Raw genomic sequence first — 12,543 nt, forward strand, 5'->3', positions numbered from 1 at the left:
TCCATGCTGGTAAATGTTCTGTTGTTGCTTTTCCATCAAGCCGCTCCACTGCCCTCAACGTTTGCTGGCATACCACTGATTGACTTGGATCGCGACACGAGCAAACAGATTGTCGTGGATCGCGAAGAGAAGCAGTACCTGGGGCATCCGACAACCGTATTGCTGGAAGATGGCAAAACCATCCTGACCGTTTATCCCAAAGGGCATGGCAAAGGCGCTATCGTTTACAAACGCAGTTCTGATGGCGGAAAAACCTGGACCGAGCGACTGCCTGTTCCCGAAAACTGGTCGACCTCTCTGGAAACGCCCAGCATACATCGTGTGGTGGATGCACAAGGCAAAAAACGCTTGATCGTCTTTTCAGGCCTGTACCCAGCCCGCCTGGCTGTCTCAGAAGATGATGGGCAAAGCTGGTCACCACTGAAACCCGTAGGCGATTGGGGTGGCATCGTCGTGATGGGCAGCGTGGTTGAACTGAAAACACCGGGCCACTACCTGGCGTTCTTTCATGATGATGGCAGGTACATGACGAAGAATCCAGGCCCCACGGGCACCATGACGCTGTACCAGAGCCGTTCAGTGGATGGCGGCCTCACCTGGTCTGAACCGGAAAAACTTTATGCTGCCAGCCACATTCACCTGTGCGAGCCTGGTGTGATACGGTCTCCCGATGGCAAGCAATTAGCCATGTTGCTGCGCGAGAATCGCCGATCCAGAGAATCGCACATCATGTTCAGCGAAGATGAGGGCAAAAGCTGGACTCATCCTCGTGAATTGCCACGCTCCTTGACTGGGGATCGTCATACGGCAAAGTATGCACCCGATGGCAGGTTGGTGATATCCTTCCGTGACACTGCCAAGGAATCTCCAACGCAAGGCGACTGGATTGCCTGGGTGGGTACCTATTCTGATCTGGTGCATGGCAAACCGGGGCAATATCGTGTTCGATTAAAAGATAATCATCACAAGTGGGATTGTGCTTACCCAGGTGTTGAGGTGTTGCCTGATGGGACTTTTGTGACAACAACGTATGGTCACTGGGAAGCAGGGCAATCTCCTTACATTCTCGCAGTCCGGTTCAAACTGCAGGAACTGGATGCTCTGGTGAAATAATCGAGGTTATTCGATGCGGTTACGATGGATCGTAGCAACACTGCTGAGCCTGATCCTGATAGTGCTGGCCAGTTATGTGGCAGCAACGGGCTGGTACGCATTGCAGTTTGGCTGGGCCAAACCCTGGTGGCTACTGCTGCTTGGCCTGTTGCCTTTCCTTGCAGTTTATGCCTGGACACCTTTAACCAATCTCGGATCTTTCCGTCGCATACTCGTGTTGTTCCTGCGACTGGGTTTGCTGACATGCCTGATCCTTGCTCTGGCGGAACTCTCCACGGTGCATGAAGAAGAAGGCATGACGCTGATGGTCGTGGTGGACAGGTCGTACAGCATACCACAGGAGGTTGGCCCCAACACGGTTCGAGATGCCCGATGGGACCGGCTGGTAGATAACCTGAAGAATGCAACGCGAAATCGTGAGAAAGCACAAGATCGTGTCGGAGTGATCAGCTTTGCTACTCGCCCCAAGTTTGAATACCCCGCCAGTGATATCACCGAGCTGAACATTCGCGATGTAGGTACCGGCCTGGATCGTAACAATACTGATCTTGGCTCCGCCATTCGCATGGCTTTGGCATCGTTCCCGGAAGGCACCGCTCGACGCATTCTGCTGTTTTCCGATGGCAATGAGAACCGTGGCGATGCGGAAGCGGAAGCACGCACCGCCCGGCTCAACGGGGTGCCTATTGATGTGGTGCCACTGAAATACCACTATGAAGATGAGATTCTGGTGGATCGCATTGATGTTCCGAGTGAATCCCGACCGGGGCAGGATATTCCGCTGCGGGTAGTCGCACGCAACTATGCAGGCAAACCCGTGCCGGGAAGGCTGCGTATCGTTCGCACCATGGGAGAGAATACCGATCAGGCAGAACAGCGGTACACTCTTGATCCCGGATTGAATGTACTGTCAGTCAAATGGCCTGCGCGCTTTGGTCAAGGTGCAGGGTTGATTAACTATCGTGCCACGTTTATTCCTGACAAATTACCCAACGACAGGCAGGACAATAATGAAAGCTGGGCTCCGGTGATGCTGACTGCATCGGGCCGGCGCATCTTAATGGTAGTGCAGGATAAGTCATCAAGAGCCCATGAACCACTGATGCAGGCACTGACCAGGGTGCCCGGCCCCAAAGGTGAACGTGTCATCGATGTCTGGAACGCTGACATGTTGCCTGCAGATGATGACCAGGGCCGATTAACGCTATCCAATTATGATTCCATTGTTCTTTTCAACATTCCCTCGGAAGCGGTGCCGCGAGCTCAACAAGAAGCAATTCGCAAAACGGTGAGGGATCAAGGTACCGGGTTGGTCGTGATCGGTGGCCCATCCAGTTTTGGAGCTGGTGGCTGGCAGAATGAACCGCTTGAAGAAGCCATGCCTGTAGACAGTGCGCTGCGATCACGCAAGATACAAGCCAAAGGTGGTTTGGCGCTCATCATGCATGCCAGCGAAATGAACGAAGGGAATTTCTGGCAGAAGGAAATTGCCAAGCTGGCTATCAGCAAGCTCAGCCCGATAGATGAAGTGGGCATACTCTACTACACCTACGGCCTGGCTGGTGGAGGGAATAATGGTCACATCTGGCATGTGCCTCTGCAGGAAGTGGGCGATGACAAGAATCGAGGCAACATTTTAAGCGCGCTGGGTAGTATGCAGCCTGGCGATATGCCCCAGTTCGACCCCAGCATGAAGATGGCGTATGACTCGCTCACCGAAGAGAAGCGGGGCATTGCCACCAAGCATGTCATTCTGATCAGCGATGGCGATCATGGGCTGCTCACCGATATGAAACTGTTGGACAAATATAATGCCGCCAAAGTGACCATGACCACGATCGGTATCACCACGCATGGCCCGGCGGCGCAGGCTGCATTGGCAAAACTCAGTGCTGCTACCAAGGGCAGGCATTATGCAGTGGATGATCCACGCAAACTGCCGAGCATTTATGTCAAGGAAACCCGAATTCTCAACCAGAGTTACCTGTATGAAAAAGGGTTTGTACCGCGACTGACTTCCGAACTGGGCGATCCTTTCCGCGAGTGGGCCAAGTCGTTCCCCACGCTGTTCGGCTTCGTTCGTACTTCGCGGAAAGATTCCAACCTGGTGCAGGTGCTGATGCAGGCACCCTTGGCAGGTGAAGAAGAGAATCCCATTTACGCACAATGGCAATATGGACTGGGGCGTTCCGTAGCGTTTACCAGCGATGCCATGGGTTCCAATAACTCCTGGGCCCGCGATTGGGTGCAGAATCAGCAAACACTCTTCGGTGATTTCTGGACGCGAGTGGTCGATTGGTCGATGCGAAACCTCGATGACTCCGGCATTTCGCTGCAATCCCGTTACGAGAACGGGAAAATGCGGGTGACCGTGATTGATAATCGCGATCGCGAAGCCCGTGCCGCCAAGCCACTGGGCACCATTAAGGCGACGATTGGTTCCAGTGGGAATTCCGAGGCTCGAGAAATCACTTTGGAGCCGGTTTCAGCGGGTGTCTACGAGGGAAGCGTGGAAACCACCCAGGCAGGCAACTATTCGGTTGCGGCCAGCATGGTACAACCTGATAAAGAAGGCCCGGGTGGTATGCGTTCTGTCATCGTCGGTCGTGGAGCGCTGGCGGTACCCTACTCTCCTGAGTTTGCCACGGTGGAAGATAACGCAGGGTTACTGGAAAGACTGGCCAGCATTACGGGTGGTCGCGTTCTGGATGAAAACACCTTCAGCCAGGCGAATCTGTTTCTGCACGAAGGTTCCATGGCCCGCAGATTGCAGCCGATCTGGCATTGGCTGCTGTTCGCGACGGCATGCATGCTAGTGCTCGATGCAGCCATGCGTCGCATTGCCATTGATCCAGCACTGGTTGCCCAGCGAACCAAGAAGATGATGCAGGAAATGCGAGGTCCGAAGGAACTGGCCGAGACTTCACAGGAATACCTGGGTCGACTGAAAAAAGGAAAAGCGGCGGCTGGTGTTGCAGTATCGGAACCGGTTATCGTGAAGGAGACTGCTGCCAGAAAGTTTGAAGCATCTACCGATTTCAAACCCACTGAAGAGACTACCAAGCCTTCGGCTGCTTCAGCACCCAAGCCCTCTGCTTCTCCAACTGCAGCTGAAGACGATTTTGCAGCAAGGCTAATGAAAGCTAAGCAGAAAGCGCGAAAAGAAATGGATGAGCAAAAGGAGGGGTAGCCATGAATTTAAACCAGAAGATTTTTTGGTTTCTGTATGGCAGCTTTTATGGATTGATTCTCGGCTTCATTGCCCTTGTCTTCTGGCTGTTTGCGACCGGCAATTACATGATGAGTGTAGAAGTCTACGAATCAAAAAAAGCATATCTCCGTGCAGTTTCCTGGTCTATTATTATTGGAACCATGTGCATCACAGGATTAACAACTGTTTTCTTCGCTAATAATCATCGTAAATAGTGAATGAAATAGCTGTCATCAAGGCAAGTTGAGCAACGACGTGCTTCAGGAAAAACGATTCCATACAACTTGAGATATGCACGACCTCATCCTCGGTACCGCTGGCCACATTGATCATGGTAAGACCTCGCTGGTGCGTGCCCTGACAGGCATCGATTGTGATCGTCTGCCTGAAGAGAAGGCCCGTGGCATCACCATCGATATCGGCTTTGCGCATCTGAAGTTGGGTGATTATCGGCTCGGCATTGTCGATGTACCAGGCCATGAGCGGTTCATCAGGAACATGCTGGCTGGCGCAACGGGTATCGATCTTGCGCTGCTAGTGGTTTCTGCCAAAGAATCGATCAAGCCCCAGACTGTTGAACATCTGGAAATTCTGAAGCTTCTCGGCATTCGCCACGGAGTCATCGCTATCACCATGGCAGATCTGGTGGATGATGCAACGCGCGAACTGGTGGAACTCGAAATCAGAGAACTGGTTCAGAATACGTTCCTGGCAGAAGCACCCATTAATGCCACGTCAGCGGTCACCGGTTTGGGCATCTCGGAACTGAAACAGGCACTGGAGCAAGCAGCCCGCAAGGTGAGCACCCCTCAGCAGCAACCCTGGTTTCGCCTGGCCATTGATCGTGCATTTACCGTTCAGGGGCATGGAACCGTGGTAACTGGTACGGTTACCTCTGGTTCACTCAAACTCGGCGATGAAGTAGCCTGGCTGCCGGGTGGCGATCTGGTGCGAGTACGAAGTCTGCAGAACCATGATGAATCGGTTGAATGCATCAGCCGGGGCATGCGAGCAGCCCTGAACCTGGCAGGCGTCAAACTGGAAGAAGTCAGCCGGGGACAGGAACTGGCTACGCCGGGATATCTTGTTCCTTCCACGGTCTTAACCGTCCGAATCTACAATCTTCCTGCATTGAACAAGGCTATCAAGCACAAGGCACAGGTCAGGCTACATCTGGGCACCACTGAAGTGCTGGGAAGCGTTTCCCTGCTCGATTGTGATCAATTGATGCCGGGTAGTTGGGGGCTGGCACAACTTTACCTGGAAGAGCCGGTGCTGACTGTGTATGGCCAGGCCTTTGTCATTCGAAGCCCGTCAGCCACCACAACCCTGGGTGGCGGGCAGGTGTTGCAGCCAACTCCAGAGAAAATACGGCGACGTCATTTCGAATTGCTGGAACGCATCGAGAAACTCTGGTCGAGCCAGACGCCATTTGAGCGAGCTATGGAAGTGATCTGGTTTCTAGGACGACGAGGCGTGACCATTGCCGACCTCGTGCGCGGAGCCGGACTTGATCCACAACAGGCTGAATCCGTGCTGCAGGAAGCTATTAAGAACGGCCGTGTTAAAACACTAATCAATAAGGAAGGCAAACCTGTTCAAATTCATGCCGACATGATCCAGGACATTCAGGATCGTGTGATCCATGTACTGCGCTCGCTGCATGAAGCTCACCCCCTCATGTCTACCCACGATCGACAACAGGTGGTCTCTGCATTGAATTTCATTGGCGAAGATGCCTTCATTCAATCAGCCATTGATCATCTGCTTCAACAGAAAATTCTCCTGGGTGATACGAACCGCATTGCCTGGGCCGAGCACAAGCCCAAGTTGTCGGTGAATCAGCGTAAGCTGAAAGACAAGATGATTGAATCTTTCAAAACGGCCGGTTTCCAGCCACCGGAAATCAGCAGTTTTGCAGCGCAGGCGGGTGGCAATGCTGCAGTGCTGAAAGACATTACCGATGTCTGCATGGCCGAAGGTCTGCTGGTTCAAATCGCTGAAGGCATTTACCTGCACCGAGACCATGAACAATCTATGCGGGAAAAAGTGCGACAGCACCTGCAGGGCGGAACGGGCCTGACGGTCGCTGGCATACGTGACATACTCGCCACGACCCGCAAGTTTGCCGTGCCGCTTTGCGAGTATCTCGATCGCGTGGGTATCACTCGGCGTGATGGCGATTTACGATATTCTGCTTAGGAGACTTGTGAAAAACTTGCCAGATGTGGCAGGGTTATGCATGTACTCATGCATGACCCTGCGAAAACGCTAAGTTTTCGCACATCCAGCAGGGTCATCCAGAGTACTGGATAACCCTGCCACAACTTTTCAGCAGGCTTTTTAACCTTTGACACGACTATGAACGACCAGCTACGTCAATTTCCTGCAGTCCATGAATTATTGGCGCTGCCTTCTTTCAGTTCATTGATTGAAGAATATGGTCGCGAAGGCGTCACGCAGCAACTCAGGCAGATTCTCGATGCACTCCGCAAATCGGTTCAGCAGGGTGTTGACGTTGCCGAACAACTGAACAGCGAACATTTGAACATTCAACTCAAAGAATACCTGGCTAAAGCCAACCGCCTTAATCTGCAACCAGTTATCAATGCAACAGGCATCATGCTGCACACCAATCTGGGACGTGCACCGCTGGCACAAGAAGCTTTGCAGGCAGCAGTAATGGCTGGTGAGGGGTATCTCAATCTGGAACTTGATCTGAAAACAGGCAAGCGTTCTCACCGATCCCTGGCAGTGCGAAATCGACTTACTCAGCTGCTCCAATGCGAATCAGCCACTGTTGTTAACAATAACGCAGCAGCTACAGTCATTGCTCTGCGAGCATTGGCAAATGGTAAAGAAGTCATCGTTTCGCGTGGTGAACTGGTCGAAATTGGAGGCAGTTTTCGTATACCCGAAATTATGGCTGTCAGTGGCGCCATCCTGAAAGAAGTAGGCACCACGAATATCACTCGCATCAGCGATTACGCAACTGCGGTGACGGACAACACTGCATTGTTGTTACGAGTGCATGCCAGTAATTATCGCATTGAAGGCCATACAGAAGCACCCAGTCTTGAAGAGCTTGTTTCGTTAGGTCGCAAAGTGAAACTGCCGGTACTGGACGATATCGGCTCAGGCGCTCTGGTGGATATGAATACCTGGGGCCTTCATGATGAACCGCTAGCTCGTCACAGTCTTGAAATCGGCGCTGACCTGGTCATGTTCAGTGGAGATAAGCTGCTGGGCGGACCACAGGCAGGTATCTTGGCCGGGCGGGCTGATCTGATTCAGAAAATTGAAAGCGATCCGCTGATGCGTGCTTTCCGTGTCGACAAAATGACATTGGCAGCGCTGGAAGCAACGCTTCGCATTTACTCCAATCCGGATAAAGCCCTCGAGCAAATCCCCCTGCTGCGAATGCTCGAAATTCCGTTGGCTCTGTTACAGGAACGTGCTTATGCCCTGGCACGCTATCTTGGCAATGTGCCAGGATTGTCTGCACATGTCATCAATACAGAAGCAATGGCAGGCGGTGGTTCGCTGCCTGGAAAATCGGTTTCCAGTGCCGGACTGGCCATTCGTTCTGAAAAACATTCTGCTCAAACTTTATCACAGCGATTAAGGCAACAGCAACCTGCGATATTAGGTCGTATCGAGAATGATCAGTTGATCCTGGATCTGCGCACCGTACCAGCGGACCAAGATCAAACGGTTCTGGAGATGGTGCAAAAGGCTAATGCCTGAACCAATCGGTAGTTTCCACGCCATAATATTTCTTCAACAACTCATAGACTTTCGGATAATCCTTACTGAGCAGATCGGGCCTGCAATAGTAAAGCTCAGAAGCATAGGCAAACAACTCGGTAAGATTCTCGGATGCAGCCCGTGCGAAAAGCAGTGGTTTGCGGTGATGTTCGAACTGATGATGCAGTTGTTGCAAGGTTTCCTGCATCACCTGCTTCCATTGCCTGCGGGCATCCATTGATTCCAGTGGCGGGACACCATCGACACTGTTGTCGAGATAATCCAATTGATGTGCAAACTCATGAATGACAACATTCTCCCCTTCTTCAGGGTGTTTGCCATCATGCAGCACTTCATCCCAGGCGAGGATCACCGGGCCTCGATAGACTGCCTGCCCTTCTGCTGCCTTGTCAGGAACAAAGTCCTGATCTGCGTTATCATCCGGCCTGGTGGTCAGAAAGGGCTTGGGATAAACCAGAATGGAAGGAACGCGATCAAAATAATCGTGTGTGATCTTCAGAAGGGGAATCGCAGCCTGCGCTGCAATCGTAACCTTCATCTCTTCGGTAACCTGCAACCCGGCACAACCTTCCCAGATTTTTTCAGCAACAAGAATACGAGTGATCTGCTTCAGATCAGCATTCAGGTCAGGTGGCAGATGGCGAACGTGGGAAATATTAGCAGTGAGGATTTCTTGCCAGGCTGCTGGCCAGGGTTCCTGAAGCAGTTGTTTGCGGCGACGATTACGAAACCAGTTAATTAACATGCAATCATGGTATGTAAATACCAACAGGCGATGCAAATCGCATCGCCTGATTCGCTAAGAATTGAATTAATAGCTGATGCGTGAAGGGGGTTCCATCCAGAAATCGCGTGGACTGCGAAGGTATGGATGCCACTGGAAGCCTTCGCCTTGTCCATTACCGTTGCCATAGCCGCCAGGGCCACGTCGGCTCCAGGGGTCTGGAGGAATAGGTCGCTGACAGGCCGGGTAGAAGCAGTGGCCACTATACTTGGAGCAAGTGGGGATGCAGCTTGGGCAAGCCTGAGGGCAGCGGGGAGCAAAACTTTGAGCCTGGGCAGAACTGGCGATCCCCAGCACTCCAGCCAGGGCAGCCAGCACAACAACGAAACGCATGATAACCCTCCGGTGGAAGCGTTCCAGGTGAATAACCATTACCTTTCAGCTATCGTCACAGGTTCACCAGAGCCATCATGCGGCATGGCAGTATGCAGCGCAAATCCACCAAGAGACAGTGTTAGAAACGAGAACTTGTTCACAATACCATTAAACCCGTTCGCAGTGCTGTTTGCTACCTTCCGACTGGCTGTTCCAATTGCTGCAAATGCTACAAACGGCAATAGCCTTCGATGTACATCGAAGGCTATTGTTTCGAATATCTTTGTTTGCTTATTTGCAGGTACGGCACCAGCCTGGGGTACCACCACCGTGGCCATATCCACCACCGTTAGGAGCATAGCAAGGTGCGCCAGCGCCAGCGGTTGACCAATGCATGGTTGGAGTGACATAAACTGGAGCGTAGACGGGAGGAGCACACTGCTGAGGAGCAGCGCCGCCACCGATCTGGTAGCCATGATACTTGTAGTAAATCACCCAGTCGCACTTGTCGAGTTTCTTGTAGAAGCAGTGCAGAGCACGATAGTAGTCGTGCCAGAATCTCTGCCAGCGTTCTTCTTCTTCGCTGCAGTAGTATCCAATCTTGTTGGATCGGGACCAGAATCCACCCGTTTTCGGTCCACAGTTGCCGTTACCGCAACCTGTGTTACAAGGTCCGCCAAAATCAGCCTGAGCAAAGTTGCTGGCCAGCAGCAGGCTGAGACCGGCCAACAGGACGAGCACGAACTTTCGCATGGTCACTCCTTATCGCTGGTGGGCCTGGTGTTCCGCGGTGTTCCTGTGCCGCGATTCCCCGGCGCGTTCCTGGCGCAGCGTACGAATTGTTGCCGTCCACTGTGCTTCCTGGTGGACTGGCACCCCTTTTCACGACAACGTATGTCATGACAGGAGTATCATCGGCTGAACGAACTAGAAAGTATGGAAAATCTACCGTAACTCGCAGAATTAACAAAGAACGCAGCTTATGCATCTTTACACACTTCAGACTTACCAGTAATCTCGCATGGGAATACGCTTGTTATGCGATGCAAACAGAGAGATAATCGGGTTATTCGACGAACCTGGGAACGCCAGAAACAATGATTCGTCCTCCTGAAATTGAGAATACAGTCGAGCCTGAGCAGTTCAAATCTGCGGAAGAATTCCTGCCCCTGGTTTATAACGAACTACATCGATTAGCTTCGATTCATCTCTCGAAAGAAAAGCCGGGGCAGACATTGCAGCCAACTGCACTGGTACATGAAGTTTTTCTGCGGCTGATCGGGCCAGGCAACGCATCAGGGTTTGCCAATCGACGCCATTTCTTTGGTGCAGCAGCACAAGCCATGCGAAGAATTCTGGTGGAACATGCCCGGATGAAGGGACGGGAGAAACATGGTGGTAAGCGATCTCGAACTCAACTCGATCTGAATACCCTTCAGGAAATTGAACCTGACGCAGAATTATTGACTCTTCACGAAGCTCTTGAAGCGTTTGCCCGCCACGATACGGTGAAGGCTCAATTGGTAGAATTGCGTTTCTTCGGCGGTTTAACATTGGAACAGGCGGCTGAGTGTCTGGACATTTCTCTCTCAACAGCTGACCGGGCCTGGCGATATGCCCGTGCTTGGCTCTATACCGCCATGGCTGAAGAATCTTCAGAAAAACTTGAATGATTTGACGTGTTTGTTCTCCTGACGTCGCATGGAGGGGTAGGCACGAACCCAGGGGCGTTACCGATCTGGGTCGTGATTCTGTGAAATTCCATTCTTCATCAGGAGCCTCGTCATGTCTCGATTGACTCGTCGAATTCGCGACTGCGTTGTTCTGGCCACCGTTTTCTGTTGCATGCAGGTCTTTCCGCCTTGTTTGTCAGCCGACGAATCGGCGGTCAAGATGGTGAAGCTCGATGGGGCCATTGATAGGACGGAATCGGAACCGATCCATCCATTCGCCTTATCTGGAATAGCGTCTCACCTGGGCAGGTTTACTGCCGTGGGAGAAGTGGCTTTCGTCTCTGGCGAGCAGCCAGATTCAGAGACAGGAACTGGAGTTGTGGTCTTTGCCTCTGCCAATGGCGATCAGTTGGTGGGAGTTGTGGCTTTTGATCTGGCTGCATCGGAAAATGATACTCATGACACCAGTATCCATTTTGCCTGGCGAGATAGTGTTACATTCAGTAACGGTACAGTGGCCCGCAATACAGGACGATTCGTAAGAGATCGTCCACCAGGCCTGGTGGTCATTGGCCAGACGGTCTGTGTGCGCATCCCCTTTACCAACCGATACATTTGTACCATTGTTTATCGCTAACGTTAATCGGTGCAAACTATTAACTCAGTTCCTGTTTAGCTGCAGCCATGCTCTGGCAGGATGTCATTGTCCAAACAGTCAATCATGTATGTTCTTTCTCAGGAGGCCAGGTCATGAATCGTTTCATTCGCCGCATGCGCGACAGCGTTGTTTTGGCTACCATCCTCTGTTTCTTGCAGGTATTTCCGCCTTCGCTGCTGGCAGAATCCCCTGTAAAAATGAAAAACTTCACGGGCCAGATCGATATTACCGCACCAGGACCAGTGATTCCGTTCACTTTGGAAGGAACCGCTTCGCATCTGGGCAGGTTCACCAGCGTTGGTGAGGTAGAATTCACACCTGGTCAGCAGCCAGGCACCCTGGTTGGTCAGGGAGTGGTAGTACTCACCGCCGCCAACGGTGATCTGCTAGTGGGTGAAGTCACCTGGACCGTTGGGGCAATAGAGGGCGATATCCGCTCCTCCAGCATTCACTTCAGCTGGAGAGATTCTGTAACATTCAGCGATGGCACTGTGGTGAGTAATACCGGTCGGTTCATCACTGATCGTCCGCCCGGACTGGTTGTTATTGCCATCATTGCAATCCTGATAGGACTGCTGCTGCCTGCTGTACAGAAAGTAAGGTAAACTCGCCCTTCTGCATCAAACTTATGCACCGTTGAGGTAGTAGCTTCGTCCATGCTTCTACCTCATATGTCCCACTCTCGTTTATCGTCTTCAAGAGAAATCAGCATGTCAACACCATTCGCCAACCCAACCGATTATGTCAAAACACACATGATGCACTTTGGCAATTTCACGCTCAAGGGGCTGAATCAAATCATGAACGAAAGCATCATCACCTCACACGAAGATCGCAGGGCACTGAAAAATTATCTACTATGGCTTCATGGCCGTTTCTCAGGTTGCCATATACCTGAACCACCCAAATCGGATTCCCGCCACATGTAATCAGTTTGTCCCACAAGCCAGTTCAGATACAGACTTGATTTACGCCGTAACTGATTTCAAATCTGATGAAATGTTGTTACACTGTTCCAATC

The 12,543-nt window shown here is 51.9% G+C and carries 12 protein-coding genes; 9 read left to right on the plus strand and 3 right to left on the minus strand.

The window, feature by feature from the left end; translation table 11 throughout:
• Window positions 1-3: 3 nt before the first annotated feature.
• The 5 genes from JNJ77_20885 to selA all read left to right on the plus strand — a co-directional run bounded on the left by JNJ77_20885 (window position 4) and on the right by selA (window position 8,071).
• A complete protein-coding gene (locus tag JNJ77_20885) occupies window positions 4-1,113 on the plus strand; it encodes an exo-alpha-sialidase (protein ID MBL8825057.1) in 1,110 nt (369 codons plus the stop codon).
• Between the two features lie 13 nt (window positions 1,114-1,126).
• On the plus strand, window positions 1,127-4,303 hold the full coding sequence (locus JNJ77_20890) for a VWA domain-containing protein (protein MBL8825058.1): 3,177 nt from the start codon (window positions 1,127-1,129) through the stop codon (window positions 4,301-4,303).
• 2 nt (window positions 4,304-4,305) lie between these two features.
• Window positions 4,306-4,539, plus strand: a complete 234-nt coding sequence (locus JNJ77_20895; GenBank protein ID MBL8825059.1) for a hypothetical protein — start codon at window positions 4,306-4,308, stop codon at window positions 4,537-4,539.
• Window positions 4,540-4,615: 76 nt separating this feature from the next.
• The gene (selB, locus tag JNJ77_20900; GenBank protein MBL8825060.1) at window positions 4,616-6,526 is read left to right on the plus strand and encodes a selenocysteine-specific translation elongation factor; all 1,911 of its coding nucleotides are present in this window, start codon (window positions 4,616-4,618) and stop codon (window positions 6,524-6,526) included.
• 159 nt (window positions 6,527-6,685) lie between these two features.
• Window positions 6,686-8,071, plus strand: coding sequence for an L-seryl-tRNA(Sec) selenium transferase (gene selA / locus JNJ77_20905; GenBank protein ID MBL8825061.1), 1,386 nt, complete (start codon window positions 6,686-6,688; stop codon window positions 8,069-8,071).
• Here the strand turns inward: selA and JNJ77_20910 are convergent.
• From JNJ77_20910 to JNJ77_20920, 3 genes are all read right to left on the minus strand, one after another.
• Window positions 8,061-8,837, minus strand: a complete 777-nt coding sequence (locus tag JNJ77_20910; protein MBL8825062.1) for a zinc-dependent peptidase — start codon at window positions 8,835-8,837, stop codon at window positions 8,061-8,063. The genes selA and JNJ77_20910 overlap by 11 nt on opposite strands.
• A gap of 66 nt (window positions 8,838-8,903) precedes the next feature.
• Window positions 8,904-9,209 (minus strand): hypothetical protein, encoded by a 306-nt coding sequence (locus JNJ77_20915; protein MBL8825063.1) that lies wholly within the window; start codon window positions 9,207-9,209, stop codon window positions 8,904-8,906.
• A gap of 273 nt (window positions 9,210-9,482) precedes the next feature.
• Window positions 9,483-9,944, minus strand: a complete 462-nt coding sequence (locus tag JNJ77_20920) for a hypothetical protein (protein MBL8825064.1) — start codon at window positions 9,942-9,944, stop codon at window positions 9,483-9,485.
• Between the two features lie 344 nt (window positions 9,945-10,288).
• On the opposite strand from JNJ77_20920, the gene JNJ77_20925 reads away from it, so the two are divergent.
• The 4 genes from JNJ77_20925 to JNJ77_20940 all read left to right on the plus strand — a co-directional run bounded on the left by JNJ77_20925 (window position 10,289) and on the right by JNJ77_20940 (window position 12,451).
• Window positions 10,289-10,864 carry a sigma-70 family RNA polymerase sigma factor gene (locus JNJ77_20925; protein MBL8825065.1) on the plus strand — a complete coding sequence of 192 codons (576 nt, stop codon included), beginning with the start codon at window positions 10,289-10,291 and terminating at the stop codon, window positions 10,862-10,864.
• Between the two features lie 112 nt (window positions 10,865-10,976).
• Window positions 10,977-11,501, plus strand: coding sequence for a hypothetical protein (locus tag JNJ77_20930; GenBank protein MBL8825066.1), 525 nt, complete (start codon window positions 10,977-10,979; stop codon window positions 11,499-11,501).
• A 113-nt stretch (window positions 11,502-11,614) separates the two neighbouring features.
• Window positions 11,615-12,127, plus strand: coding sequence for a hypothetical protein (locus JNJ77_20935; protein MBL8825067.1), 513 nt, complete (start codon window positions 11,615-11,617; stop codon window positions 12,125-12,127).
• A 105-nt stretch (window positions 12,128-12,232) separates the two neighbouring features.
• On the plus strand, window positions 12,233-12,451 hold the full coding sequence (locus JNJ77_20940; protein ID MBL8825068.1) for a hypothetical protein: 219 nt from the start codon (window positions 12,233-12,235) through the stop codon (window positions 12,449-12,451).
• The last annotated feature ends 92 nt before the right edge of the window (window positions 12,452-12,543 follow it).

It is taken from the genome of Planctomycetia bacterium (assembly GCA_016795155.1).
In the GTDB taxonomy this organism is placed as follows: domain Bacteria; phylum Planctomycetota; class Planctomycetia; order Gemmatales; family HRBIN36; genus JAEUIE01.